Below are 26,945 nucleotides of genomic sequence, written 5' to 3' on the forward strand. Positions count from 1 at the left end.
GGAGGCCAGCACGTACGTATCTTACCCCGGTTTTTTACTCCGCTATGAAAATCTTCAAATCCGCCGACCTCATTCGGAAAAGTAAATACATCAGCCGCGACCTGAGCTGGCTGCGGTTTAACTACCGCGTGCTGGATCAGGCCAAGGACACCAGTAAGTCGGTGTTCGACCGGCTGCGGTTCCTGAGCATCACCAGCAGCAACCTCGATGAGTTCTTCATGATTCGGGTGGGCTCGCTGTATAATTATATCGACTACGGCAAGGAGCGGGTAGACTACTCCGGCCTGCGGGAGCTGCCCTTCCGGCGCAAGCTGCTGGACTTTGCGCACCGTTTCGTCAATGACCAGTCGCTAACCTATCTGCACGAGCTGAAGCCTTTGTTTGAGAAGAACGGCTTCAACATTCTGCGCATGGATGAGCTCACGGAGCTGGAGCTGAAGAAGGCCGAGGGCTACTTCAAGCACACACTCTACCCGCTGCTCACGCCCATGGTGTACGACTCCTACCATGGTTTTCCGCTGATGATGAACCAGATGCTCATCTTTGGGGTAGTCACGCGCACGGGACCGGATACGGATGCCGAGAAAGGGCAGGAGCGCCTCACGTTTGTGCAGATTCCGCAAAACCTCTCGCGCTTCTTTGAGCTCACGCGCAAAGACAAAGTCATCTTTGTGCCCATTGAGGAAATTGTGCGGGAAAACCTGCCCAAGCTGTTCCGCAACATTGATATTGTCTCGGCCAATCTGTTCCGCATCACCCGTAACGGCGACTTCACGCTGGAGGAATCAGAAGACATTGATGTTGACTTCATCAAGGAAATTCAGGTGGGCCTGAAAACCCGCAAGAAGGGCCGCGTGGTGCGCCTGGAAGTAGAGCGGGATGCCTCGCCCATCCTGATGAACGTGCTGAAGGAGCGCTGGAAGATTGATAACGGCAACGTCTTCGTTATCAGTGCTCTCATGGATATGCGGGGTTTCCTGCAGATTCTGAAGCACCCTAACCTGCGCGGCAAGAGCAGCAAGCAGCCTTCACCGGTTACGCCCATCAGCCTGCCGGAAGGCGCCGAAGACAACCTCTTCGAATACCTGAAGCACCACGACGTGCTGCTGAACCACCCCTACAACAGTATTGAGCCGGTGGTGCGTTTGCTGGAGCAGGCCGCTGAAGACCCGCACGTACTGGGCATCAAGCAAACCATTTACCGTCTCGCCGATGACTCCCGCGTGACGGCGGCGCTGCTGAAAGCCGCGGAGAATGGCAAGCACGTGTCGGTGCTGTTTGAGGTGAAGGCGCGCTTTGATGAGGAGCGCAACATCCGGGAAGGCGGGCGCCTGGAAAAGGCCGGCTGCTTCGTCATTTATGGCGTGTCAAAATACAAGACGCACACCAAGATGCTGATGATCATCCGGAAGGAAGGCGACAAGGTGACGCGCTATGTGCACATCGGCTCCGGCAACTACAACGAGCAAACCAGCAAGATTTACACCGACGTCAGCCTGCTGACCACCAACGAGGTGTATGGCCACGATGTATCAGAGTTCTTCAACGTAATTACCGGCCACTCGCAGCCGGATAACTACGAGTACCTGATTACGGCGCCCAAGGACATGCGCCAGCAGCTGATTCACCTGATTCGGGAAGAAGGCAAAAATGCCAAAAAAGGCATACCCAGCGGCATCGTCATGAAGATGAACTCCCTGGAAGACAAGGAGGTCATTGACGAGCTGTACAAGGCCTCCAAAGCGGGAGTGCCTATCCGGCTGGTGGTGCGCGGCATCTGCTGCCTGCGCCCGGGCCGCCCGGGCCTGAGCGACAATATTGAGGTGCGCAGCATTGTAGGCGAGTACCTGGAGCACGCCCGCCTGTTCTACTTCCACCACGCCGGCAACCCGCTGATATATGCCGGCTCCGCGGATGTGATGGTACGCTCTTTTGACCGGCGCATTGAGGCGCTGTTCAGCATTGTAAATCCGCAGCTGAAGCGCGAAGCCATTAATATTCTTTACTTCAACCTGCGCGACAACCAGAACACTTACCTCATGCGGGAAGATGGGGCCTACGTGCGCCGGCAGCCCGGCCTGGATGAGCCTGTGTTTAACGTGCACAAGGAGTTCTACCTGAAAAACTACAGCCTGGTGGAAGAAGGGGGGCTGTATAATGACTACCTCACGCCCAAAGCGTTAACTAACTCCGTGGTTGAGGAGGCCACCCCGCCCGTGACGCCCGCCGATGATGACTCCGAAGACGTAGTAGTGGAATGCCTGACCCCCATTGATACGGGCGAAGGTGAAGATGCCGAAGCCGTAGAAACTACAGGCACTACGCCAAACTGCGCCTAGCTGCCAAGTGCTTTATGAGCGTGAAGCCCCGCCCGGATACCATCCGGGCGGGGCTTCACATTTTATGCAAGGGGAGCGGCGTTTAGCTGGCTTCGTCGTTGTCGCGGCTTTGGACGGTGAGCTTGGGCTTGGGACCTTTGCGGAGCAGGGCCGAGGGCTCAATCTCATCGAAGTGCTCTTCGAACAGGGACTGGAGCATGCCATCTTTCAGGCCGATATCCGGGACCAGCATGGTGTGGATGTTGGCCCATTCCATAGCCGCCAGGTAAATGTGGCCGGCGGGCACAATCACGTCGGCGCGGTCGGGGTTTAGCATGGCCACGTTCACCCGCTCGTCCATGCTCATGCTGGTGAGGTGGTCGAGCACGGTGGCAATACGGGCGCGGGTAACGGGCTTATCCAGCTGGGGCTGGGCCATGCTATAGAGCTTGTTGATGTTACCGCCGGTGCCAATGGCGCGCGTTACGTGGAAACGGCGGGCGTTTTCCGTTACCCAGTCTTCCATGCGCTTCCAGGTACCGTTCAGGGCATCAGTATCCATACCCGACTCTTCCTGCTGCATGCGCCGGATGGAGCCCACCTCAAACGACTGCGAGGCAACTTTGCGCCGGTCGTGGTAGATATTGAACTCGGTGCTGCCGCCGCCCACATCAATGTGCAGGTAGTGCTTTTTGTCTTCCAGCAGCTGCTCAATTACGCGGTTGATGAAAGCGGCTTCGGCCTGCCCGTCAATTACCTGCACCGTCATGCCCAGCTCGCGCTGAATCCGGTCGGCTACTTCCTGGCCGTTTTTGGCAGTGCGCATGGCAGAGGTGGCGCACACCAGGTAATGATTGGGGGCCACATCGTGCACCTCCATCAACAGTTTAAGCGCGTGCAGCAGCTTCACAAACTTATCCTGCCGGGGCTGGGAGATATTGCCGGAAGCAAAAACATCCTCGCCCAGGCGCAACGGATAGCGCACATATTCCACCCGCTTCAGCCGGTACCGGTCGCCGTAATGCAGCACCGCCGAAATCTGACACCGTACGGCATTGGATCCAATATCAATAGCGGCCAGTTTCAGGAGCGGGTATTGCATGTAGAAGCAGTAGAATGAATAGGGAAAATCAAAGATAGTTGTTTGTGTTTTCTCCGCTAGCAGCATTTCTGCTTACCAGCCGCCGGGAAAAGCAAAAAGCCGCGGCCGATATAACCGGCCGCGACTTTCTGACAAGAATAGTAAGGGTGGCGGGGCCTACTGATCAATATTGAAGCCGAGGCCAAACTGCAGCAGGGCGCTTTCCTCCTTCGAAACCTGATAGGACACCGACAGCGCCAGCTGCTCGGAAACGGGTGCTACGTAAAAGCCCACTCCGTAGCCCGTGTGCCAGCCGCCCGGCGAGCTGCCTTTGTAGTACACGCGGCCCCGGTCATACAACCCAAAAAGGCCATAGTAGAAAGGCAGAATGGAGTTGCGGCTGCGGCCCAGGGCCAGGCGCAATTCCGTATTCAAATACAGGCTGGCGTCGCCGGTGAAGCGGTTGCGCACGTAGCCGCGCAGGTTCTCACGCTGGCCCAGCAGGGCATATTTGTAGAAGGGTATATCGTCCTGGCTGCCATAGTTTTTGGCGCCGCCGCCTTTCACTACCAGCGTCACCGGAATGGCAATGCGGGCGGTGGTATAGAACTCGCCGAAAGCCTGCGTGAGCCCGAAATACGACTTGCTCCGGTTTAGCTGCCGGTAGCTGTCGTGCCGGGCCAGCAGCCGCACGCCATGCCGGGCATAGCTTTTCCGGTCCCGGAAATCAAGGTCAACCAAGGCATTCAGCCCCACCAAACGCTGGAAGGCAGTATTGGGAGTAGGCGTATCGGAAGTGGGTTCCTGCTGCAGCTGGCCCAGGTAGCTGTTGCCGGCAAAATTGGTGGTGTACTGCTCATAGGTAGGGCCAAAGCGGACCAGACTCCGATGCAGGAAGGTATGCTCAGTGAAGGCATTAGCCGTGAAGCCTTTGTAGCGGGCTTTGTAGAAATTGTCGTTGTACAGCCCGTCGTTCTTCATCGTGTTGTTGCCCAGCCCGAAGAAGTTATAGAACTGGAAGTAGTTGCCGTACTCCGTGCGCAGGCCAATATCCCACTTCTTAATGGCGTAGCGGTAGCGGGAGTTAAGGGCCACCTGAAAGTTGCCGTTGGTGGAGCCTTGAATATCAATGCCGTACAGGTTCTTGAACCCGGGCTTGCGGAAACCCTGGTGCACTACATCAAACCCAACCCCAATGCCAAAACCGTCGCTCTGGTTGAAGATGAGCGTAGCCCGGGGATTGTAGCCATCATACTCAAAAGCTTCCCGGTCGTAGCGGTTGATGCTCTGCTTGCTGGAGGTACGGTTATCGGTTTCGGTGCTGGCCTGCAACTGAGTTTCGGGCACATCATACACCTTGGTGAGGGTGCGCAGGCCCTGTGCATGTGAGGTATCGGTAATCTGGTCTTTGCCGTCGCCACCAATAATGCGTACCAGAATGCTTTTGGGCGCCTCGCCGGTTACGGTAAAAATATCTTTGTCATCGAGCCCGTACAGGTCAATTTCCTCGGTTTCGTGGCGCTTGAAAGTGCGGTCAAACAGCGGTTCCCCTTCGGGAGTATCGGTGCCTTTGGCTTTGTCAAACATGCGCACCCGCACGTTGCCGTCGGGCAGGCGGTCCACCTGAAATACCTCGCTCTTGTTGGAGCCTACCACGTCCACGCGCTTGGCCAGCATCAGGTAATATTCATCTAAAGCCTTCGGCAGTTCCTGAATGCGGGATTTCAGCTTGCGGTTAATTTCCTGGCCGGAAAGCGCCTGAGTTTCAGCGGGAAACTGAGCCGTGGCCTGGTCAATGGCTGCCGGGGTAATTTTCTCCTGCAGATAGTGGCCAATATCCTGCCACTGCTCACGCGTGAGCGACTGCAGCAGGAAACGGTCGAGGTGGCGGGCCGGCCAGTTCAGGCTTTCCATATCATGAAACTTGCCCTGGAAATCCTCAATGCTGGGCACGGCCCACTCGCGGTTGGCCGTCCACGTCAGCAGGCCATTCCAGAGAGTAAAGGCTTGGTCCCGGTCCCGCGGAATAGGCTTGTAAATTGTTATGCCATCCTGCTTATAGCCCGCCCATTTCCAGTTGTCTTCGTGCTTGCCAAAGTCGGCCACCAGCATATCGAAGGCGCGGGCGCGGCCCAGGGCCTGGGCATCTACGCGGCTGTCATGGTCCTTATAAAGCTGGCGAATGAAGCTGAAAGACCGTCGGATATCGTCGGCCCCGCCAAAGCCCGGCGTATTAGGCTTTGGATCCCAGGGGTCGTCCTCCAGCGTACCCAGCAGGCCGGCGTAATCTTCGCGGTAGGGTCCCAGTTGCTGGTTATCGGGCAGCACAAACAGGCGGGGCCGCGCATGGAGAATATCCGTCTGGTCGAGCAGGGAGCTGATGGCCAGCGCCGAGTAGGGGTGGGCCGTGGGGGTGATGTCCCGGAGCACATCACCGGCAATGGATTTGCGCAGTTCCGGCGGCAGAATCTTGGTTACGTCTTTGTCCACGGACCGGAACACATACTCCGTGCTATCGGCGGCTATCAGCTTGAGGGAAGTGGTTTGGCGGCCGCCGCCCCGGCCATACGGAACCAGGCCGCCTTTTTCCGTTGCCAGATCCAGCATAGGCACCTGCACCGGCTGGGCCCAGGTAGTACGGTACAGTGGCCCCAGGAAAAACTGCCGACCGGCACCATCCTTATATTCCGGCCCGGCCGCTACCGTTACGGTGGGCTGAAAAGGGGCATCGGGTTTCACTGCCGCCACACTCTGCTGGGCATTGGGGCACGGCGAAATAAAGGTATTAACCGGCACCTTAGGCAAGCGCGGCTCCGTGCACACCGACTGAAAAACCGTGGTAGAATAGGCTTCACGGGCGGTTTCCGGGGTAGGGCCAAAGGTGTAAAACACCGTTTTCACCGTGCCATCGGCAAAGTACTGTAGCTTGGAAAATCCTTGTTCGGCTTTGTTGAAAAGGGCCTGGGCATTGGCGCCCACATACTGGCTTTCCGAAAAGCTGCCAGATATAAGCTGGTAGTTGCTTTGCACCTGGTTTAGCTGCAGGCTATACTCATGCGAGGATGCGTAAATAACCCCGGGGTTTTCGCGCAGCGTGCTGAGCATTTCCCGGCGGAAATCCTGGTAAGCCGGGTAAGCCATGTCGCGGGGGGTGCCTATATTCTGGCGGTAGGCGGCGTAAAGCGTGCCCAAAACGGGCGGCAGCAGGTGGCGGGAAAGCGGCATGCGGCCCCCATATATACCATTGCTGATGATGGGCTGGTGCCCTACCAGCAGCACATTGGTGCCCTTGGTGTCAGAAAGAATATCCTGGAGCTGTTCCCGAAACTCTTCCCGGGTGAGGGTTTTGCATTCCGTGTCGGGGGCTTCGGGCCGGTCGTAGGGGTGCGTCCACCAGGGTGAGTTGATAGCCACCAGCCGCACCAGCGGGGCCACGTCAATTACCTCCGGGCCCGGACAGCCGCCGGTGGGTGCAAAGGCATTCTGCCCGGGCAGCTTGCTTTCAATGTATTTCTCCAGCCGCCGCACCCGCTTCAGGCCATCGGGGCCGGAATTGGCCCAGTCTTTATCACCGGGTATAAAGTAGAGCTTGCCGTTGGGCAGGCCACTCACCAGCGCAATCAGGGCATCGGCGCGGGCCGTTTGGTCAGAGGCGCTGTCCTGCTTACTGCCCATGCCGTCAGGGCCCACAATATCACCCAGATGAACCACAGTGAAGGGCCCGGTTTCCTGCTCCAGCGTGTGCCGCAGGGCCTGCAGATGTGCCGGGGAAGGAGCCGTAGTAGCCGTATTGCCCAGCAGATAAACTGTATGCGCCGGCGCCGGCGTTTGGGCATACAACGGAGCACTTAAAAGCAGACCGGCCAGCAGCCAGAAAGAGGAGATTTTTCGCATAGAGCGGGAAGTGAATGCTCACATACGTAGTTTCGGTGCAAAAGTATTCACCCCATAATCCAGTTTATTTAGGCTGCCTGATTTTTATCGAATCCCTAAGCGAGAATCGGGCGGCGGTTCTGCGCAGGGAGGCCTCGGCGCCTTATAGCCGACTTATGCCGGTGGGGCAGGGCGCTAGTGTTCTGCTAACAGCTGCGCGGCCAGCCGGGGCACGCCGGTGGTGGCCGGCTCGGTGATAAAATGCAGGTTGCGACGCGCCGAAAGGGGTGGCTGATGCGGGTCAATGACGTAGAGCGGGCAGTTGGTAGGCGCGTAGTGAATCAGGTTGGCCGCCGGATACACTTGCAGGGAGGTGCCGATGACCACAAAAACGTCGGCGGTGGCGGCTTCTTCCATGGCGCGCTCCATGAGCGGTACGGCCTCGCCAAACCACACAATGTTGGGACGCAGCTGGGAGCCTTTCTCGCACAGCTCTCCCAACTCTATCTGGTCCGAAGTCATGGGGTAAACCAGTTCCTCATGCCGGGAGCTGCGGGACTCAAAGAGCTTGCCGTGCAGGTGAATAACGTGCGTTGAGCCGGCCCGCTCGTGCAGGTCGTCCACGTTCTGGGTAATGATAACTACCTCGTAGGCCTGCTCTAACTCGACTAGTGCTTGGTGGCCGGCATTGGGTTGGGCAGCCCGGGCAGCAGCGCGCCGCTGGTTGTAAAAATCAAGCACCAGCGCCGGGTTGCGCGCCCAGCCTTCCGGCGAGGCTACATCTTCTACGCGGTGCCCTTCCCACAGACCATCAGAACCCCGGAAAGTAGCCAGCCCACTTTCCGCCGAAATGCCTGCCCCGGTTAGCACCACCAATTTCTTTTTCATAGTTATTTATTTGATTTTCAGCTTTTAAATAACTAGTAACAATACATAGTTTAGGAAAAGAGAAATTTATCCGGTTTCGCTCTAAACATAAGGTGCGTTATACCCTGGGTCTTGGAATCGTGCCTGCCTGACCGCTACGCCTGGCTTGGTACTTTGCTGAGGGCAGCGTTTTATTTAGGCAACTGCAAGGAGCGTTCAGGAGGAAGGCAAAAGATTATCTAAACACAAGTGGTAGCGCTTCAACACAATTTGGCGCAAGTCCTCACAGAACTGCGTAACCGCGTTTCCCCATTCGGCTTGCTCGGCCGTACGATTTGCTTGCGTATCACCCCATGTGTAAGTCAAGCGGTAGTGGGTGCCCCCAGTCGGGGCTAGCAAAAGCATAGGTCCATAGTCTGGGTCGGAGCCATCCGGCATATATGACTGGGCCGGTTGATTGGACTTCCACCAACTGGAGAGCCATACTGCAAACTCCACTAACGGGACTCCACCCTCCTCAAATACCACCTCTGGGCCTTGATGCAACCGCAGAGTCCCATCCAAGCGGTAGTAAGCACAAATTTCAGAATCCACCAGTTTGGCGGGAAGTTCATTGAGGGAAAACGAGAAGCGAAGCATGTGCTTAAGGCGCGGGACAGAGAATTTGGAAATAACAGCTTGAGTGAAGGGTAGGCAGGCCCTTATCGGCCTATTGCACCACCACTACTGTGCTGTTGCCCGGCTTGGCGCACGCGCTGCTGAACTGCTTGGCGGTGCGCCTCCTGCTCCGGCTGCGGGTTGATTTTCTTCACCAGCCGAATTGCTTTAACCTGATAACTAAAAGTAAATCATTCTATTGATATAACCTGAAGGTAAAAATTAGTCAGCAAGCTACTCAAAGCGCCCCAGCTCATCCCGCCGGAACGTCCACTCTGGAGTGCTTACCTGGGGCGCGCGTGGGTCCAGCTCAAACCAGGCACCCAGTCCGGTTTCGTTCCATACATTTTCCAGCACGTGCATCTGTTGCGCGGGCATATAGCTTTGCGCCAGCAGGGCTACTTTGCGCCCGGTGCCGGGCTGCACGGCCACATCCAGCACCAGCACCGCATGGCCCGGCGAGCCACCCCGAATTAGCACGTCGCCGGGCTGCACCTGGGCCAGGGGCATGGGCCGTAGCTCCCTGCTAAGGGAGAGAGTACCGGCATAGGTAAAAATCTGGTCGAGGTAGCGGCGCAGAACGGCGTGCGTGGGTTTCTCCACGGCCTTCGGCGCGGCTTGGGCGCTATTGCCGGCTATGCGGAATCCCGTGCCCGCATACCAGTCCTGAAACCGGATATCGTCGCCGCTGGTCAGATGAAAGTGCACCTGGTTGGGGTCCTGACTAAACTGATATTCAGCCCGCAGGCGGATTACGGCATCGGCGCATTGCTGCAGGTCGCGGGTGCCTACGTCGAGGTCCAGCACGGCGGCGTGCACATCCTGGCGGTCCTTGAGCTGGCCGTTGTAAAGTTTTACCGGACTACCGGCGGGTAGCAAAGGCAGGTGGCGCAGCCAGTGGCCGAAGGAGCCCGGCATCAACTCCACCCGCTGGTAGCCCCTGGGCGGAAGTATGCGGGCCGCTACGGTTTGCCGGGGGTTATAGCGGCCGGCCGCCAGCCACGGATAGGTATTTTGGGTGCCTTCGGTAATGTCAGGATGTGGCGAAGCAGTTGCGCCCGGTGTTTCGGATTCTGCTTTAGGGCTGGAGTAGCAAAGCAGCAGGATAAGGCACGGGAATGCAGTTTTCATGTAGTTAAAAACCTTAATTAGGGATAGGATAGAGTCAGCAATAACGGTATTTCGAGTAGGGTATTTTAGTCAGTAAAGCAAAAAAGAAGCCCCAGCTATTATAGCCGGGGCTTCTTATAAAAGCCTTCTTCAAATAGTATGTCATTCGGAGCTTGCGAAGGACCTTCTCAACGGAAAACAAGCCGTTGTTACGCGAGTCTTGCTGGAGTGACAAGATCCTTCGCAAGCTCCGGATGACACACTATTTGAAGCTTAACTTACTTCGCCTTACCAGTAGCTTTTTTAGCCGCCGGCTTCTTAGCCGCCGGTTTTTTGGCGGCGGGTTTCTTGGCGGCTGCCTTTTTCACTGGCGTATCGGTCTTCTCGCTGGCGGCCGGAGCGGCTTTCTTAGCAAAGCGGCCACCTTTGGCGGGCTTATCGGGCGTGGCATCGGCCAGTTCCAAGCAGCGTTCCAGCGTCAGGTCCGCGGGTTCTTCACCTTTCGGAATTTTTACGTTTTTCTTGCCCACCACAATGTAGGGGCCGAAGCGGCCATTGAGGACCTGCACGTCTTCGCGGCCGGGGAACTCCTTAATCAGGCGTTCCGCGTCGGTTTTGCGCTTGTTTTCGATGAGGGCTACGGCCTCGTCGGCGGTGATGGTATGCGGGTCCTGCTCCTTGGTGAGGGAGTAGAACTTGCTGTCGTGGCGGATGTAGGGCCCGAAGCGGCCGAGGGCGGCCGTCATGTCCTTGTCCTCAAACTGACCCACGTTGCGCGGCAGCTTAAACAGCTCCAGGGCATCCTCCAGGGTAATATTCTCAATAAACTGGCCTTTGCGTAGGCTGGCGTACACGGCCTTTTCGCCTTCCGGGGCGCCTTCTTTGGGCTCAATCTGCACATAAGGACCAAAGCGGCCCAGGCGGGCCGTCAGCTTCTGGCCGGTTTCCGGGTGCAGTCCAATTTCGCGGGTGCTGCCCAGCGTGCTGCGCTCAATATCCTGGCCTCGCTCCACGGTTTCGTGGAAGGTGCCATAGAAGCCGGCAATCATCTTTTCCCACTGCTCGTGGCCGTTAGCTATCTGGTCAAATTCGTCTTCCACCTTGGCCGTAAACTTAAAGTCTACAATTACGGGGAAGTGCTCCACCAAAAAGTCATTTACCACCATAGCCGTATCCGTGGGGAACAGCTTGGCTTTGTCGGCCCCGTAGGTTTCGGTTTTCACCTCGGTTTTCACTGCGTCTCCCTCCAGCGTTAGCACATGGAACTTGCGCTCCTTGCCCTCCCGGGTGTCTTTTTCCACGTAGCCGCGCTTCTGAATGGTACTGATGGTAGGCGCATAGGTAGAAGGACGACCAATGCCCATTTCCTCCAGCTTTTTCACCAGCGAGGCTTCCGTATAGCGGGCGGCCGGCGAAGCGTAGCGCTCCGTAGCGCGCAACTGCTGCAACGGCAGCACCTGGCCTACTGAAATAGGCGGTAAACCGCGGGAAAACGACGATTCGCCATCCTGCTCATCCTCGTCCTTCGACTCACTGTACGCCTTCAGAAAGCCCTCAAACGTAATGACTTCGCCGGTAGCCGTGAGCGTAACACCCGGCTGCGTGCTGATGCCTATGGTGGCTACAGTGCGTTCCACGGTGGCATCGGCCATCTGAGAAGCCATAGCCCGCTTGCGGATCAAATCATACAGGCGCTGCTCCGCTGAATCGGAGCCGGCCTTGGCCAGCGCAAAGTCCGTGGGGCGGATGGCTTCGTGGGCTTCCTGCGCGGAGGCTGATTTGGTCTTGAACTGGCGGGTGTGCGCGTATTCAGCCCCATAGGCCCGCGTAATTTCCTCCTTGGCCGCGGCTATGGCGTCCTGCGAGAGGTTCAGCGAGTCAGTACGCATGTAGCTGATTTTACCAGCTTCATACAGCTTCTGAGCCACACTCATGGTCTGCGCTACCGAGAAGCCCAGCTTGCGCGAGGCTTCCTGCTGCAGGGTAGAGGTGGTAAAGGGTGGCGCCGGGCTGCGTTTGCCCGGCTTCTTCTCTAGGTTCTCGATGCGGTAGGCGGCGCCAACGCAGCGCTCCAGGAAGGCCTCGGCCTCTTCGCGGGTTTTGTAGCGGGTGGGCAGTTCGGCCTCCAATACGGCACCCTGGCCGGCATCAAATTTGGCTACTACGCGGTAAGCCGAGGAGGTTTTGAACTGGTTGATTTCCCGTTCCCGCTCCACCACCAGGCGCACGGCCACGCTTTGCACGCGGCCGGCGGAGAGGCCGGCTTTCACCTTTTTCCAGAGCACCGGGCTCAGCTCAAAGCCTACCAGGCGGTCCAGCACGCGGCGGGCCTGCTGGGCATTTACCAGGTTCAGGTCGATTTCCCGGGGGTTGGCAATGGCGTTGAGAATGGCGTTTTTCGTGATTTCACGGAATACGATGCGCTTGGTTTTGGCCTCGGTCAGGTTCAGCGTTTCGGAGAGGTGCCAGGAAATGGCCTCGCCCTCCCGGTCATCGTCACTCGCTAACCACACCATTTCGGCTTCCTTGGCTAGCTTTTTCAGCTGGGAAATGATTTCCCGCTTATCGGCCGAAACCACGTAGGTGGGCTTGAAGCCGTTGGCAATATCAATGGCATTATTATCCTTGGGCAGGTCGCGGACGTGCCCAAAGCTGGATTTGACGATAAAGTCCTTGCCCAAGTACCCTTCAATGGTCTTGGCTTTGGCAGGAGACTCTACTATGACTAGGTTCTTAACCATATGATCTAAAAGCAGGGCGGGTTGCAGGGCGGGTTTCAGTGGAGAAACGAGAAGCAGCGCAAAGGAGTTGAATTTTGCCGCAAAGATGCTGGAATATTCCGGTCTTATTTTTTAGGGCCTGTATAAACAGTATGGAATGGAATACGTGGGGTAGGGCGCACCCGGTTCTTAAACGCTGATAAATAGGGTAGAAGCCCCTAAAACAGATCCGTAGAAAAGAAAAAGCACGGGGTGGTTACAAATCAGCAGTAGAGTATTCCTTCTTAGTTGCTAACTTTGTCAGTACTGCACTTGGCTTTTAGCCGCACAGTATCCTTTGCATCGCCTATTTTATCTGGCTCGCTACCACCCGCTCCTATTATGGCATCCGGCAAGAATTCACGTTCCACTTCTACTACGGCAAGCGCAGTAAAGCCTGCCGATGCTGACCAGGCGGCAACAGCTACCACCACCCGTCGGGGTGGCTCTGCTGCTTCCTCTGAACCTGCTTCTCAGCTTAGTACACCCGGAAGCAACAGTACCCGCAAGCGCGGGGTTGCCCGCGGCATTACCGATGAGCAGGACCCGGAGTACGTTAACGAGCAGCTGAACCGCGTGCTCTACGCCCTCGATGCCTTTAAGAAAGGGGACGTATCGGTACGCCTGACCAAGCAGAACGACGACATCTTCGCCGAAATTGCCGAAGCCTACAACTCCATGGTGGAGATGATTGGTGGGGTAGGAGGCGAAGTGTCGCGCATTTCCAAGGTGGCCGGGGTGGAAGGCAACCTGAAGGCGCGGGCCTCGGCGGAGAATGCCGCCGGTTTCTGGCGCGACATGATCAACAATATCAACGGCCTGGTGGATAGCATTGCCGTGCCGGTATTGGAAGTAGGCAAAGTACTGAAGAACATCAGCAAGGGTAATCTGGACGAGTCCTTCCAGATTCCGGTGTCGGGTGACTTTAAGGTGATGGCCGAAACCATCAACAAAACCATCGACAACCTGAACGTATTCGCGGGAGAAGTAACCCGCGTGGCGCAGGAAGTAGGTACGGAAGGAAAGCTGGGTGGCCAGGCCTCCGTACCAAACGTGGGTGGTATCTGGAAAGAGCTGACCGACAACGTAAACAACATGGCCTCGAACCTGACCTCTCAGGTACGAGATATTGCCAACGTAGCCACCGCCGTAGCAAAGGGTGACCTCACCCAGAAGATTACGGTAGATGTAAAGGGCGAGCTTCTCCAGCTGAAGCAGAACCTGAACCAGATGGTGGACTCGCTCAACCTCTTCGCCGGCGAGGTAACCCGTGTGGCGCAGGAGGTAGGTACCGAGGGTAAACTGGGCGGTCAGGCCAGCGTGCCTAACGTAGGCGGGGTTTGGAAAGACCTCACCGACAACGTAAACAACATGGCCTCCAACCTGACGAGTCAGGTGCGGGACATTGCCAACGTAGCTACCGCCGTAGCAAAAGGCGACTTGTCGCAGAAAATCACCGTTGACGTAAAAGGCGAGCTGCTGCAGTTGAAGCAGAACCTGAACCAGATGGTGGACTCGCTGAACCTGTTTGCCGGCGAGGTAACTCGTGTGGCGCAGGAAGTAGGTACGGAAGGCCGCCTCGGTGGCCAGGCCGTGGTACCGAATGTAGGCGGCGTATGGAAAGAGCTGACCGACAACGTAAATAACATGGCCTCGAACCTGACCTCTCAGGTGCGAGATATTGCCAACGTAGCTACTGCGGTAGCCCGTGGCGACCTAAGCCAGAAGATTACGGTAGATGTAAAAGGGGAGCTGCTGCAACTGAAGCAGAACCTGAACCAGATGGTGGACTCGCTCAACCTGTTTGCCGGCGAGGTAACTCGTGTGGCACTGGAAGTAGGCGCCGAAGGAAAACTGGGCGGTCAGGCATCGGTACCCAACGTGGCCGGCGTTTGGAAGGAGCTGACGGACAATGTAAACTACATGGCCTCGAACTTAACGAGCCAGGTACGAGACATTGCCAACGTAGCAACCGCCGTAGCCCGCGGTGACTTGAGCCAGAAGATGACGGTGAACGTGAAGGGGGAAATCCTGGAGCTCAAGAATATCTTGAACCAGATGGTGGACTCCCTGAACATCTTCGCCGGCGAGGTAACCCGGGTGGCAAGAGAAGTAGGTACGGAAGGGAAGCTGGGCGGCCAGGCCAACGTGCCCCGCGTAGGTGGTACCTGGAAAGAGCTGACGGACAACGTAAACACGATGGCCAGCAACCTGACTTCTCAGGTGCGGGACATTGCCAACGTAGCTACCGCGGTAGCAAAAGGTGACCTGACCCAGAAAATCACGGTAGATGTAAAAGGCGAACTGCTGGATCTGAAGAACATTCTGAACCAGATGGTGGACTCCCTGAACATCTTCGCTGGGGAAGTAACCCGCGTGGCAAGGGAAGTAGGTACCGAGGGTATTCTGGGCGGTCAGGCCAATGTGCCGAACGTTTCGGGTACCTGGAAGGACCTCACGGACAATGTAAATACCATGGCCTCGAACTTAACGAGCCAGGTGCGGGACATTGCTAACGTGGCAACCGCGGTAGCCCGCGGTGACTTGTCGCAGAAAATCAAAGTAGACGTAAAAGGCGAGCTGCTGCAGTTGAAGGAAAACCTCAACCAGATGGTGGACTCCCTCAACACGTTCGGTGACGAAGTAACCCGCGTGGCCCGCGAAGTAGGCACCGAGGGGAAACTGGGTGGCCAGGCCGTAGTACCTAACGTACGCGGAACCTGGAAAGACCTCACCGACAACGTAAACTTCATGGCGGCCTCGCTTACCTCTCAGGTGCGGGACATTGCCAACGTAACCACCGCGGTAGCCCGCGGCGACTTGAGCCAGAAAGTATCGGTAGATGTTAAAGGCGAGCTGCTCGACCTGAAAGACAACATCAACCGAATGGTAGACTCCCTGAACATCTTCGCCGGCGAGGTAACCCGGGTGGCGCAGGAAGTAGGTACGGAAGGTCGCCTCGGTGGCCAGGCCAATGTGCCCAGCGTAAGCGGCGTTTGGAAAGACCTCACCGACAACGTAAACACCATGGCCTCCAACCTGACCACTCAGGTACGAGGCATTGTGAAAGTAGTAACGGCGGTATCTAAAGGTGACCTGACCCAGAAGCTGACCCTGGAGGCCAAAGGTGAAGTGGCTGAGCTGGCCGACACCATTAACCGAATGGTGGATGACCTGAACCGTCTGGCAGTAGAAGTTAGCCGCGTGGCCAAAGTGGCCGGTGTGGAAGGCAAACTAACGGAACGTGCCACGGTAGGCGGCGTATCTGGCAGCTGGAAAGAACTGGTAGATACGCTCAACGCCCTGCTGGAATCCATTGCCTCGCCGGTACTGGAAGTATCGCGCGTGGTACGGGCCATTTCGGAAGGTGACCTGACCCAGCGTGTGGAAGTACCCACCGCCGGCGACATCCTGGCCATGTCCGATGCGCTTAACCTTGCCGTTGAAAACCTGAACGAGCTGCTGGGCGAAATCAATGACTCCTCGCTGGTAGTAGGAACTTCCTCGGAAGAAATGGCCGGCAAAGGTCAGGAGATGAGCCGGGTAACCGTCGACGTGGCTTTGGCCATGCAGCAGATGGCAGAAGGTGCTCAAAACCAGGCTTTGAAAACCGACCAGGCCTTTAAGCTGATTGAAGAAATCATGCAGGCCACCAAGGAAACGGCCGGCAAAGCAGACGTGGTAAACAAATCAGCTATCCTGGGTGAGCAAACCTCGCAGCTGGGTCTGAAAACGGTGGCCGAGGTGGTAAAGAACATGGAGGAAATCTCCAACGCGGCTGCGCAAACAGCCCGTACCATTGAAGTACTAAGCACCCGTTCCGGGGAAATCAGCAAGTCGCTGGGCGTTATCACGGACATTGCTTCGCAAACCAACCTGCTGGCACTGAACGCGGCCATCGAAGCAGCCCGCGCCGGGGAAGCCGGCCGTGGTTTTGCCGTAGTAGCCGAAGAAATCCGGAAACTGGCAGAAGGCTCCCGCAAATCGGCTAACGAAATTGCCACGCTGGTAGAGGATGTGAAGAAAGACACCATCTCGGCCGCCACTGCAATTTCAACCATGGAAGGGCGGGTACTGAAAGGCAAGAACGCTACGTTTGAAGCCTCCAGCGCCTTTAAAAACATTGCCACTTCCAGCGGTGAAACGCTGCGCACCTCCCGCGACATTCTCACAGCTACCGAGGTTCAGAAAACCTCCATTGGCGACGTAGTAAAGTACGTAGAGGAAGTAGTAGCCATTGCCGAGCAAACGGCATCCGGCACGCAGCAGGTGGCCGGTACCGCCAAGCAGCTGTCGTCGTCCATGCAGGAGCTCACGGCTTCCAGCCAGAAGCTGACTGACATTGCTGATGACCTGCAGGTAGGTTTGTCGGCCTTCCAGCTGATTGAGTACGTTGAGCCTGAGCCCGCCCCGGTACTGCGCCGCACGGTTCGCCGGGTAGAGCAGCCCGTGGCCAAAGTTGAGGCACCGGTTCGCCCGCGGCCTATGTCGCGCACTACCGCCCCGGCCGCCGCGCCTACCACGGTAAAACGGGAGCGTATGTCCGCCCAGCCTCGTCCGGAAGCGGCTAAAACGCCGGCGGCGCTTAAGGCTGAGCCGGCCACCAATGGCTCAGCTACCAAGGGCAAGGCTCCGGCCAAGGCAGCACCAGCGCAGAGTGGTAAAGGCAAAAAATCAACGTCTAAATAAATTCGGACTCCTACGCTGCTTTCATCTACTGGAAGCAGCGTAGGTTTTCCAGTTTTCAAGCTATGGTTCAAACAGAAAGCAGCGGCGAACGGAAGCCTATTGTGCAGGAAGCGCTGGTGCAGCTGATTGTTTTCCGCCTGGGCACAGAGGAATACGGTGTGCGCATTGAGCAGGTGAAGGAGGTAACCATCACTCCGGACATTGCCCGCATGCCCAAAACCCCGGCCTTCGTGAAAGGCATTGCCAACCTGCGCGGCGACATCATTGCTATTATTGATCTGGAAGAGCGGTTTGGCCTGCGCCGGGGCAAAAATGACCTTAGCACGGGCATCACTTATACGCTGGCCATTGAAGCCCACGACTATACCATTGGTATTGTAGTACGCGAGGTGCCGCAGCCGCTTTCCTTGCCGGTATCCGCCATTGAGCGGGCGCCGGAGTTCCTGCAGGACAGCAATATTCAGGAGAAGTATATCGAGGGCATTGCCCGCTTCGACAGCCGCATCATCATTGTTCTGGATATGATGAAGCTGCTGACGCCGTCGGAAATCATGCAATTAAACCCCCGGGCGGAATCTTCTACCGCACGCAGCCGTACCTAGGCCTACACGTTTTCCGCCCATCTCATTTTCTGACCGATTTACCCCAACTATATGAAAAACCGCATCCTCATCGTGGACGACTCGTTCTACATGCGCACGATGCTTAAGAATATGCTTACCGACGCCGGTTACGACGTGGTAGGCGAGGCAGCCAACGGGCAGCAGGCTCTGGAAATGGCCGCCGCTACCCGCCCTGACCTTATCACGCTGGACGTTATCCTGCCCGATAACACCGGTCTGGATGTGCTGAAAGGCATCCGGCAGGAGCAGCCTAATGTGCGCATTGTCATGTGCAGCGCCGTGGGCCAGGAGGTGATTGTAAACGAAGCGCTGGAAAGCGGTGCCGCAGCCTACATCGTGAAGCCCTTCTCCGAAGAAAAAGTACTGGAAATAGTAGGCAACATGCTGCAGCAGGCCAGTGATGAGGCGGCTACTGCCTCCGATGCTCCGGCCACTGACGCTACCGACACTGCCTCCTCCGACTCGTCGTCCGAGACTACGCCCCAGGCTTAGTACTGATTTCCCTCTGCCTACGCTGAAACTGAAGCGTGGCGCAGCTTTCGCTTACTCCTCTCTTTTTACGTGTCTCGTATCACCGAACCTTTAGCTATTCTGCTCGGCGAACTTCCTGGCCTTACCCGGCTGGCGTTGGCAAAGCTGCTGGCGGCTACCCCCCATGTGCGGGTAGTAGGCACAGCGCTGAGTGGCGAGGATCTGGTGCGTAAAGCCCGCGCCCTGCGGCCGGATCTGGTTATTGCCGGCGAAGCCGTACTGCCGGGGTTGAACCAGCTGGCCACGCACAGCCCCGTACCGGTGCTGCTGTATGCTAACGCTGTTCCGCAGCCCGGCATGATGCAGGAGGCGGCTCGCTGGGGAGTATATGATTACCTGACTCCTTTGCTGCCGGATGGCCATCCGCTGGCCGCCGCACAGCATACGGAGCTGCGCCGCAAAGTGCAGATGGTACGTCCCCGACAGCTGATTTCCCGACTCGGCAAGACGGCCACCTCCATCTTTGCTCCCCCGCGTGGCATTATTGTGCTGGGAGGTTCCACCGGTGGTGCCAGCGCCGTAGAGCGGGTGGTAAGAGGCTTCTCGCCCAACCTGCGGCAGGCTGTGCTGGTAGCCGTGCATCTGCCCGCGCAGTTCACTAGTTCATTTGTGGAGCGCCTGCGCCGGATTTCTCCCTTGCCCGTGGAAGTTGCCGGGGCCGGTTCCCGCCTGGAAGCCGGCCGGATTCTGGTGGCACCCGGAGGGCATAATATGGTGGTGCGGCCGGTTACGGGTGGCCCTTGGCTGGCTTGGCAAACGGAGTTTGCCGCCGATTCTGCCAGCCCCTCTGATGTTCCTTCCGTGGATATGCTCATGTCCTCTGCGGCCCGCGCTATGGGCCGTAAGGTGATAGGCGTTGTGCTGAGCGGGTTGGGGCGCGACGGAGCTCTGGGGGCACAGGCAGTGCAGCAGCATGGCGGAATGGTCATTGCCCAGGATGAAGCTTCGGCCGCCGTTTTTGGGATGCCGAAGGCCGTAATCCAGGGCGGGCATGCTTCCCAGGTGCTGCCGGTACAAGAAATTTCCGAGTTTATCAACCGCTATTTGTCGCCGGTAGTTACGCCGCGGCCTAGCCGGTATTCCTTATCTCAGGCCACCAATCTATGAGGTCACGGGAGCAGGAGTACCGCGAAATTTTTATGGCCGAGGCGCTCGAGTATTACGACGCCATGAGCCGCCACATTAGTGAGCTGGAAAAGAACCCGCAGAGCGAACAGGCTCTGAACGAGTTGTTCCGCCTGATGCACAACCTCAAGGCCAATGCCCGCGCCATGGGCTTTATGGATCTGGGGGAAGTGGCGCACCGGATGGAAACCATCTTTGGGTTGATCCGAAGCAAGGAAAGGGTGTTTTCCGGCTCTATCACCAAAGTACTGTTCTCCGGTATCGATACTATTGGGACTATGGTTCGCGCTATCGGCGAAAACCAGGAGCAGCCCAATGCTGAGAACTTGCTGGATAACCTAGACCGCCTGGTACGGGGGGAGGAACCTATCCTCACCGATGAAGAAGTAGCCGTTGATGACGCCCGCAAGCTGGAGCTGTCTGACCTCGTCTATATTCAGATCAAAAAGCTTGACCACCTGCTGAACCTGGTAGGGGAGCTGATTATTGACCGGGACCGAATCTTTACGTTGGGGCAGGAGATTGGTAATCCGGCTCTGCAATCAGCGGCGGCCCACCTGTACCGCATTGCCGATGAGTTGCAGTACAGCGTGATGGATGCCCGCCTGGTAAACGTAGGCTCGCTTTTCAACAAGTTTCCCCGCGTGGTGCGCGACGTGGCTACCACGGAGCATAAGGAAGTTAACCTGAGCATCAGCGGACAGGATATTCAGATTGACCGCAACATCCTGCAGATTATCACGGACTCCTTGCTGCACCTGGTGCGCAACGCCATTGGGCACGGCATCGAAACGCCGGAGGAGCGCACCAAGGCCGGCAAATCCCCGGTGGGAGAGGTAGCCCTGGAAGCGGCCATTGAGCGCGACGACGTGCTGATTCAGGTGCGCGACGACGGCCGCGGCATTGATGTAGAAAAAGTAAGAAGTAAAGCCGTTTCCCGCGGCTTGCTGAATGCCCAAACCGCGGCCTCTCTGAGTGCCCCGGCGGTGCGCGCTCTGCTCTTCGAGCCTGGCTTCTCCATGGCCGAGGAAGTAACCGAAATATCGGGCCGGGGCGTGGGCCTGGATGTAGTCAAGCTGGCCATCGACTCTATGGGCGGGCAATTGCGCGTCGATTCTGAGTTAGGCAAAGGCACTACGTTTACTCTGGTACTACCTACTTCCATTGCGGTGAAAGGGGCTTTGCTCTTCGAACTGGAAGAACGCAGCTACGCGCTGCTGCTCATGCACATCGACTCCGTAGTATCGCTCTGGCCCGAGGAGCTGCATGTGGTGGGTGGGATGCTGCTGGCCGAGGTGCAAGGCGAGAATGTACCGGTAGTGAGCCTGCGCCAGCTACTGCATGGGGGCGATGAAAACCTGCCCGCCGCCGACACCGAAGAACTCATCGGGCGGCAGGATATCATCATCGTCAACTACAACAACCGCCGGTTGGGCCTTATCGTCGACCGGTTTTTGCGCCAGCAAAACATTGTGATTAAACCCATGACGCAACCCCTCGATACAATTGATTTGTTTGGAGGAGTTACGCTGCTGGGTAACGGGCAGGTATGCCTGGTGTTAGATGTTCCGGCACTAACACGGGTATTTCTAGCTAAACGACCTTAACCTACGTATTGCAGATGCCGCTGCCCTTATATCAGGGTAATGGTTAACCGAATGATAGTATGGAGTTGCACATGACGGAACTGGAGCGAGATATCATCCGTGAGATTCTCAACATCGGCCTGGCTCGGGCGGCAGATTCGTTTGCCGTTATTGCCCAGGAGAAGGTGCTCCTGGAGGTGCCCAACCTTGATTTGATGCCGTTGGAGAGTATGGTGGATCTGGTACGCAAGTATGAGAACACGCATAAAATCATCCAGTCCGACATTCGGGGGGACTTTCACGGCACCACGCTCATGCTCTTCTCGGGGCAGCACGTGCAGCGGCTGTCCAAAGTCTGCCTGCGGCTGGATGTGCCGGAATCGGTGGAGGTGAATGCCATGCAGGAGTCGTTGTTGCTGGAGATGAGCAACATCATCACGGGCGCTCTGGTAACGCAGCTGGCTAATATTCTGAAGGCCAATGTGTACGGCGCGCCGCCCGTTTCGCCTTCCGGTGATATTGCTAATTCCCTGCAAGGCCTCATCATTCACAATCCGGGCTGGAAGCCGCTCATCTTCTCCGTTATCACGCAGTTTTCGGATCAGAACAACTCGGTAGAGCTGCCCCTGATGCTGTTTTTTGACCGCGACACTTTCGTCAAGATTCTCGAAATCATTCGCACTTATAATTTCCTGGGCGGCCCCAACCCGACGGAGTAAACATCTGCCGGGGTCGTCGGACACACGTTTTTCCCTATGTCTACATCCGCTCTCGATAACAAACTGGCCGGCTTCGACCCCAATGGGGTAGGTGATGCTTCCGGTGGCATTTTTGGTTTGCCTTTCACGCTGGAGGAGGCCCAGCTGGTAGTAGTGCCCGTGCCGTGGGAAGTAACGGTATCGTACCAGGCGGGTACGGCGCAGGGCCCGGCCGCCATTCACGACGCCTCCATGCAGGTGGATCTGTATGATCCGGACGTGACGGACGCCTGGCGTCTGGGCATTGCCATGGAGGATCAGGACGCTGCCTGGGCCCAACAAAGCAACGAGCTGCGCACCCAGGCCGCCGACTATATCAATTGGCTGGAAGAAGGACAGCCGGCTACCGGCGCTAAGAAATTTGCGGGCGTACCGGCGGCCGTTACGGCCAAAGGCAAAGAGCTGCTGGAGTGGCTGAAACAGAAAACCGGCGCTTATCTGGATGCCGGCAAAGCTGTGGTAGTACTGGGCGGCGACCACAGCACGCCGCTGGGCTACATGCACGCGCTGGCCGAGCGCCACGAGGAGTTCGGTATTCTGCAGATTGACGCGCACTGCGACCTACGCCCTTCCTATGAAGGCTTCGAGTACTCGCACGCCTCTATTATGTACAATGCCCTGAACGTTCCCCAGGTGAAAAAGCTGGTGCAGGTAGGCATCCGCGACCTGTGTCAGCAGGAAGCCGACCTCATTGCGCAATCGGGTGGCCGCGTGGTGATGTTCCACCACCGCTTCCTGCGCGACGAGATGTACGCCAAGAAATCCTGGAAGAAGATGTGCGGCAAAATCATTGCCCAGCTGCCCCAGAAGGTGTATCTGAGCTTTGATATTGATGGCCTCGACCCCAAGCTGTGCCCCGGCACCGGCACGCCCGTGCCCGGCGGCCTGGAGTTTGAGGAAGCCCTGTACCTGATCCGTACCATTGTTCGCTCGGGCCGTACCATTATTGGCTGCGACCTGAACGAAGTGGCCCCCGGAGAAACCGACTGGAACGGCAACGTAGGGGCCCGGCTGCTGTACCAAATGTGCAACTGGATGGCGGTTTCCCAGGGCTTGCTGAAGGCCACGGGCATGCCCGCTTAGGCAAACGTTTGTTGCTGCTAAATGATAAAAAAAGACCTGCTCAGGCTCCGGAGCAGGTCTTTTTTTGTAAAGCTGCTGCCTCCGGCAATAACCCAAACGGCGCGGAAAGAGTACATTAGCCCGGCACTATATCCAGGGCCAGTGTTCTAACCTCTCTCCACTTCTTCAACTGTACGCATATGGGCTTTATACTCAAGTTTTTGCTGAGCGCCATTATTACCTACGTGCTGGCCAAGTTTCTGCCGGGCACGCATCTGGCGGGTTTCTCGGATGCCATTCTCCTGGTTTTGGTGCTGGCCGTTTTAAATGCGGTTCTCAAACCCATCCTCAAAATTCTGGGCTTCCCCATTACTATTCTCACACTGGGCCTGTTTCTGCTGGTGATTAACGCCGTTATTGTGCTGCTGGCCGACTGGATTCTGCCCGGCTTTAAGGTAGATGGTTTCCTGTCGGCGTTGCTGTTCAGCGTGGTGCTTTCGCTGGTAACCTCCGTTATTGATATGGTTATTGACTAGAGAAAGAATCATCATAAAAGCCGAAGTGGCGCCTGATTCAACCGGAGTCAGGCGCCACTTCGGCTTTTACTTTTAGCCATTCAGCGCCGCCTTGTGGCGGTGCCAAAGCCAGAAGCCAATAGTCCCGAATACCCATAACGGCCAAATCGTAATCAAGCCCACCAGGAGGGATGCCAGCAATTGCCAACCGCTATAAAAAGCTTCCACCACCCGGCTGCTCCAGGAAACCACCGGTGCATCCGGAATAGTCTCCGCAATGGGTTGATAGAGACTTACCGTGATGGTGGAATATGCTACGGCATCATTTAGTGCTTTCAGGCGACTTTCCGTTGCTTCTATTTCTTCCCGTACCTCGCTCATTTTCACTTCAACCTGCAGTATCTCCTTGATGCTCTTTGCGGTGGCTAACAATCCAACATATCGGGCTTCAACGGCCCGCTTGGTTCGTAAGCGTGCAGCTATATCAGCATGTTCGGCTGTTACGTCATCCGTATTTAACTTTTTCTCTTCCACGGTACCCAGCTTACAAATAGTAGCCAGCAGAGCCTGAAAGCGGGCAGGCTCCACCCGAATCGTCATGTCGGTGCGCCATTGGCCGTTCTCGCGGTTTTCGGTGGCCGCACTTACAAAACCGCCTGTCTGTACGAGACTATCCAGCCGTGCACTAGCTTGACGCAGGTTATTCGTTTTTACGCGTAATTCTGCGTGGTAAACCAGTAGCCGGGCCGTTGGGGCAACGGCCAATTTGGGTTGTGAAGGAGGGGACTCAGCGCTTGCGCTCTTACTATTTTCCTCTGCGCTAAACCCGTCTGCAGATGTACTGGTTACTGGGGTATTTTCTGCTGCCTCTGACTCTTTGCTGTTTTGCTTGCTGCAACTGGCGCATAGCAAGACCAATCCTAGAAAAACATTCAGGTGAAGTTTCATGACCGTAAGGATTAAGTGAAAGTCTGGCTGCGCAGCCGCTTTCCTTTATGCCGATGTAAGGCTACGGTAACCCATAGGCACAAAAAAACACCCGGGGTGAGCCGGGTGTTTTTTCTTGCTAGTGAGTAAAACCAGCTGAATCTTCTCTATTGGGCTTACAGGCGGCGAATCTGTGCGCCCAGCGCCTGCAGGCGCTCATCAATGTACTGGTAGCCGCGGTCAATCTGCTCCACGTTTTCAATGACGCTGCGGCCATCGGCGGAGAGGGCGGCAATGAGCAGCGCTACCCCGGCCCGGATATCCGGCGAGGTCATGGTGATGCCGCGCAGCTTGGTGCGCTGGTCCAGCCCGATAACGGTAGCACGGTGCGGGTCGCAGAGAATAATCTGAGCACCCATGTCGATAAGTTTGTCCACGAAGAACAGGCGCGACTCAAACATCTTCTGGTGAATGAGCACGGTGCCCTGGGCCTGCGTAGCCACTACCAGCACAATGCTGAGTAGATCGGGCGTGAAGCCAGGCCAGGTATGGTCAGAAACTGTTAGAATGCTGCCATCCAGGTAAGTGGCAATTTCATAGTGGGCCTGCGCCGGAATATGAATATCGTCGCCGCGGAATTCCATCTGAATGCCCAGCTTGCGGAAGGTGTCCGGGATAAGGCCCAACTCCGCAATCTGACAGTCTTTAATAGTGATTTCGGAGCCCGTCATGGCCGCCAAGCCGATGAAAGAACCAATTTCAATCATGTCAGGGAGCATGCGGTGCTCGGTGCCACCCAGGCTTTCCACGCCTTCCACGGTCAGCAGGTTAGACCCGATACCGTTGATTTTAGCGCCCATGCGCACCAGCATTTTGCAAAGCTGCTGCAGATATGGCTCGCAGGCGGCATTGTAGATGGTGGTAATGCCTTCGGCCAGTACGGCGGCCATCACAATGTTGGCAGTGCCCGTTACGGAGGCTTCATCCAGCAGCATATGGGTGCCGCGTAGGCCGTTTTCGGCCGTAATGCGGTAGAAGTCGTGGCCATCCATGGTAAGCTTGCCCCCCAGCTTCTCCAGGCCCAGGAAGTGCGTATCCATGGGCCGGCGGCCAATTTTGTCACCACCGGGCTTGGGCAGCTGGCACTTGCCAAACCGGGCCAGCATGGGACCAAGGATCATGACGGAGCCGCGCAATGCCCGGCCCTGGGCCACAAACTCAGCTGAGTCCAGGTAATCAATGTTTACCGCGTCTGCCTGGAAACGGTAGGTATCGGGCGCCAGCTGTTCCACTTTCACACCCATGTCGCGCAGCAGCTCAATGAGCTTGTTCACGTCGCGGATGTTGGGAATATTGGAAATGGTAACGGGCTCGGCCGTGAGCAGCACAGCACACAGAATCTGCAGTGCTTCGTTTTTCGCGCCCTGCGGTACAATTTCACCCTTCAGCGGTTTCCCGCCAATTACTTCAAAAGAGGCCATAAGTTTTTGAGCTGCAAGCCATAAGTTACAAGCTGCAAGCTAAGAGGTCTGTAGGTTGAGAAAAGATGAGCACAAAACTTGTCGCTTGTCGCTTACGGCTTGTCGCTCACAGTGCTTATTGCGGTGGTTGCTGGGGCTCCTGGCGGTTTTTCTTGCCGCCCCGGCGCTGCTTGTCGCGGCGGTTATTGTTGCCGCCACCGCCGGAACCCCGGCGCATTTCGCGCTCCTGCCGCTCCTGACGGGGCTGCGGTACAATGAAAGGTGCCGGGCGGCCACTGGTGGCCATTTCAAACAGATTCTGAGATTCTACCTGCGCGGCATCCAGCTCCAGCTTGCCACCCGAAAGGTCTTTCAGGTGCTTGAGAATAGTAATATCCTTGGCGTTTTCCTTGTTGTGCGTGCGATACAGGAACTTCATGGTCCGGCCAATAGTAATGGCGGCCTGTTCCCGCTCAGTAGCATCTTCCAACGACACAGCCTTTTCAATCATCTGCTCCACGGCGCGGCCGTAGGCTTTCAGCTTGGGGGCCTGCCGGGGGTAGGGCAGGGGCTTGGGCTCCTTCATCAGCTGGCTCAGGCCATGCAGCGGGAAGGGCGCATCAATGTCCAGATCCTCATCGGCCATTTCGTAGAGGTGGTTCCACACCTTTTGCTGGGCGTCGGGCTGGTCGCGGAGGGCGGGCTGCAGGCGGAAAATGAGCTGCACAATCTGCTGGGCGCGCTTGGTGCGCTCGTCCCGGTCGGCAATGTCGCGCAGGCCCTGCACCAGTTGAAAGGTATTCTGGCCGTATTCGCGCTGCAGCAGCTCGTGTTTATGAAGAGAAGGTAATGCCATAGGGGGTAATGCGAAGCCAAAATTACAATGGCTGATCTGATTATTGAAGAATGCAGGGTAAATGACGCCGCAGAATCACCCGGTTTTTACAACAAAAACGAGTTTTCATTCCGAGCAGCGCGAGGAATCTGTATTACTGTGGTAAGAA

General features: G+C 56.8%; 18 protein-coding genes. 9 read left to right on the forward strand and 9 right to left on the reverse strand.

Annotated features, from left to right (window positions below; translation table 11 throughout):
- Nucleotides 1-44 precede the first annotated feature (44 nt).
- Nucleotides 45-2,339 (forward strand): polyphosphate kinase 1, encoded by a 2,295-nt coding sequence (ppk1, locus tag PK28_RS08715; protein WP_082017033.1) that lies wholly within the window; start codon nucleotides 45-47, stop codon nucleotides 2,337-2,339.
- 82 nt (nucleotides 2,340-2,421) lie between these two features.
- Here ppk1 and PK28_RS08720 read toward each other — a convergent pair whose 3' ends face one another.
- The 6 genes from PK28_RS08720 to topA all read right to left on the reverse strand — a co-directional run bounded on the left by PK28_RS08720 (nucleotide 2,422) and on the right by topA (nucleotide 12,647).
- Complete coding sequence (locus PK28_RS08720; RefSeq protein ID WP_048826349.1) at nucleotides 2,422-3,420, reverse strand: Ppx/GppA phosphatase family protein; 999 nt, start codon at nucleotides 3,418-3,420, stop codon at nucleotides 2,422-2,424.
- Nucleotides 3,421-3,576: 156 nt separating this feature from the next.
- Nucleotides 3,577-7,293: a metallophosphoesterase family protein gene (locus PK28_RS08725; protein ID WP_044513398.1), complete on the reverse strand. Its 3,717-nt coding sequence runs from the start codon at nucleotides 7,291-7,293 to the stop codon at nucleotides 3,577-3,579.
- Nucleotides 7,294-7,467: 174 nt separating this feature from the next.
- Nucleotides 7,468-8,160 carry an SIR2 family NAD-dependent protein deacylase gene (locus PK28_RS08730; RefSeq protein WP_044513399.1) on the reverse strand — a complete coding sequence of 231 codons (693 nt, stop codon included), beginning with the start codon at nucleotides 8,158-8,160 and terminating at the stop codon, nucleotides 7,468-7,470.
- 195 nt (nucleotides 8,161-8,355) lie between these two features.
- Complete coding sequence (locus tag PK28_RS21370) at nucleotides 8,356-8,778, reverse strand: DUF7878 domain-containing protein (protein ID WP_044513400.1); 423 nt, start codon at nucleotides 8,776-8,778, stop codon at nucleotides 8,356-8,358.
- Between the two features lie 252 nt (nucleotides 8,779-9,030).
- Nucleotides 9,031-9,927 (reverse strand): DUF4846 domain-containing protein, encoded by an 897-nt coding sequence (locus PK28_RS08740; RefSeq protein ID WP_082017034.1) that lies wholly within the window; start codon nucleotides 9,925-9,927, stop codon nucleotides 9,031-9,033.
- 257 nt (nucleotides 9,928-10,184) lie between these two features.
- Nucleotides 10,185-12,647, reverse strand: coding sequence for a type I DNA topoisomerase (gene topA, locus PK28_RS08745; protein ID WP_044513401.1), 2,463 nt, complete (start codon nucleotides 12,645-12,647; stop codon nucleotides 10,185-10,187).
- 360 nt (nucleotides 12,648-13,007) lie between these two features.
- Here topA and PK28_RS08750 point away from each other — a divergent pair, with 360 nt between their 5' ends.
- From PK28_RS08750 to PK28_RS08785, 8 genes are all read left to right on the forward strand, one after another.
- Nucleotides 13,008-17,354: a methyl-accepting chemotaxis protein gene (locus PK28_RS08750; protein ID WP_197070389.1), complete on the forward strand. Its 4,347-nt coding sequence runs from the start codon at nucleotides 13,008-13,010 to the stop codon at nucleotides 17,352-17,354.
- A 62-nt stretch (nucleotides 17,355-17,416) separates the two neighbouring features.
- Nucleotides 17,417-17,956, forward strand: coding sequence for a chemotaxis protein CheW (locus tag PK28_RS08755; protein ID WP_044513402.1), 540 nt, complete (start codon nucleotides 17,417-17,419; stop codon nucleotides 17,954-17,956).
- A gap of 51 nt (nucleotides 17,957-18,007) precedes the next feature.
- A complete protein-coding gene (locus PK28_RS08760) occupies nucleotides 18,008-18,469 on the forward strand; it encodes a response regulator (protein WP_231576119.1) in 462 nt (153 codons plus the stop codon).
- A gap of 69 nt (nucleotides 18,470-18,538) precedes the next feature.
- Nucleotides 18,539-19,615 carry a chemotaxis protein CheB gene (locus PK28_RS18970; protein WP_156126316.1) on the forward strand — a complete coding sequence of 359 codons (1,077 nt, stop codon included), beginning with the start codon at nucleotides 18,539-18,541 and terminating at the stop codon, nucleotides 19,613-19,615.
- Complete coding sequence (locus PK28_RS08770; protein WP_044513403.1) at nucleotides 19,612-21,240, forward strand: chemotaxis protein CheA; 1,629 nt, start codon at nucleotides 19,612-19,614, stop codon at nucleotides 21,238-21,240. The genes PK28_RS18970 and PK28_RS08770 overlap by 4 nt, the downstream gene beginning before the upstream one ends.
- A 59-nt stretch (nucleotides 21,241-21,299) precedes the next feature.
- Nucleotides 21,300-21,938 (forward strand): chemotaxis protein CheC, encoded by a 639-nt coding sequence (locus PK28_RS08775; RefSeq protein WP_231576120.1) that lies wholly within the window; start codon nucleotides 21,300-21,302, stop codon nucleotides 21,936-21,938.
- A 36-nt stretch (nucleotides 21,939-21,974) separates the two neighbouring features.
- Nucleotides 21,975-23,060 (forward strand): agmatinase family protein, encoded by a 1,086-nt coding sequence (locus PK28_RS08780; protein ID WP_044513404.1) that lies wholly within the window; start codon nucleotides 21,975-21,977, stop codon nucleotides 23,058-23,060.
- Nucleotides 23,061-23,239: 179 nt separating this feature from the next.
- Nucleotides 23,240-23,575, forward strand: a complete 336-nt coding sequence (locus PK28_RS08785) for a phage holin family protein (RefSeq protein ID WP_044513405.1) — start codon at nucleotides 23,240-23,242, stop codon at nucleotides 23,573-23,575.
- A 72-nt stretch (nucleotides 23,576-23,647) separates the two neighbouring features.
- On the opposite strand, the gene PK28_RS19915 is transcribed toward PK28_RS08785, so the two are convergent.
- From PK28_RS19915 to PK28_RS08800, 3 genes are all read right to left on the reverse strand, one after another.
- Nucleotides 23,648-24,502: a DUF4349 domain-containing protein gene (locus PK28_RS19915; protein ID WP_071885137.1), complete on the reverse strand. Its 855-nt coding sequence runs from the start codon at nucleotides 24,500-24,502 to the stop codon at nucleotides 23,648-23,650.
- A 155-nt stretch (nucleotides 24,503-24,657) separates the two neighbouring features.
- Entirely contained in the window at nucleotides 24,658-25,962 is a 1,305-nt protein-coding gene (murA, locus tag PK28_RS08795; protein ID WP_044513407.1) for a UDP-N-acetylglucosamine 1-carboxyvinyltransferase, read from the reverse strand.
- 115 nt (nucleotides 25,963-26,077) lie between these two features.
- Nucleotides 26,078-26,797, reverse strand: a complete 720-nt coding sequence (locus PK28_RS08800; protein WP_048825784.1) for a DUF4290 domain-containing protein — start codon at nucleotides 26,795-26,797, stop codon at nucleotides 26,078-26,080.
- Nucleotides 26,798-26,945: the final 148 nt, after the last annotated feature.

Source organism: Hymenobacter sp. DG25B (assembly GCF_000801315.1).
GTDB lineage: Bacteria > Bacteroidota > Bacteroidia > Cytophagales > Hymenobacteraceae > Hymenobacter.

Excerpts from the sequence above, each read along its gene's own strand:
- ppk1 (WP_082017033.1), top strand. The coding sequence starts at position 45 with ATGAAAATCTTCAAATCCGCCGACCTCATTCGGAAAAGTAAATACATC.
- PK28_RS08720 (WP_048826349.1), bottom strand. The coding sequence starts at position 3,420 with ATGCAATACCCGCTCCTGAAACTGGCCGCTATTGATATTGGATCCAAT.
- PK28_RS08725 (WP_044513398.1), bottom strand. The coding sequence starts at position 7,293 with ATGCGAAAAATCTCCTCTTTCTGGCTGCTGGCCGGTCTGCTTTTAAGT.
- PK28_RS08730 (WP_044513399.1), bottom strand. The coding sequence starts at position 8,160 with ATGAAAAAGAAATTGGTGGTGCTAACCGGGGCAGGCATTTCGGCGGAA.
- PK28_RS21370 (WP_044513400.1), bottom strand. The coding sequence starts at position 8,778 with ATGCTTCGCTTCTCGTTTTCCCTCAATGAACTTCCCGCCAAACTGGTG.
- PK28_RS08740 (WP_082017034.1), bottom strand. The coding sequence starts at position 9,927 with ATGAAAACTGCATTCCCGTGCCTTATCCTGCTGCTTTGCTACTCCAGC.
- topA (WP_044513401.1), bottom strand. The coding sequence starts at position 12,647 with ATGGTTAAGAACCTAGTCATAGTAGAGTCTCCTGCCAAAGCCAAGACC.
- PK28_RS08750 (WP_197070389.1), top strand. The coding sequence starts at position 13,008 with ATGGCATCCGGCAAGAATTCACGTTCCACTTCTACTACGGCAAGCGCA.
- PK28_RS08755 (WP_044513402.1), top strand. The coding sequence starts at position 17,417 with ATGGTTCAAACAGAAAGCAGCGGCGAACGGAAGCCTATTGTGCAGGAA.
- PK28_RS08760 (WP_231576119.1), top strand. The coding sequence starts at position 18,008 with ATGAAAAACCGCATCCTCATCGTGGACGACTCGTTCTACATGCGCACG.
- PK28_RS08770 (WP_044513403.1), top strand. The coding sequence starts at position 19,612 with ATGAGGTCACGGGAGCAGGAGTACCGCGAAATTTTTATGGCCGAGGCG.
- PK28_RS08775 (WP_231576120.1), top strand. The coding sequence starts at position 21,300 with ATGGAGTTGCACATGACGGAACTGGAGCGAGATATCATCCGTGAGATT.
- PK28_RS08780 (WP_044513404.1), top strand. The coding sequence starts at position 21,975 with ATGTCTACATCCGCTCTCGATAACAAACTGGCCGGCTTCGACCCCAAT.
- PK28_RS08785 (WP_044513405.1), top strand. The coding sequence starts at position 23,240 with ATGGGCTTTATACTCAAGTTTTTGCTGAGCGCCATTATTACCTACGTG.
- PK28_RS19915 (WP_071885137.1), bottom strand. The coding sequence starts at position 24,502 with ATGAAACTTCACCTGAATGTTTTTCTAGGATTGGTCTTGCTATGCGCC.
- murA (WP_044513407.1), bottom strand. The coding sequence starts at position 25,962 with ATGGCCTCTTTTGAAGTAATTGGCGGGAAACCGCTGAAGGGTGAAATT.
- PK28_RS08800 (WP_048825784.1), bottom strand. The coding sequence starts at position 26,797 with ATGGCATTACCTTCTCTTCATAAACACGAGCTGCTGCAGCGCGAATAC.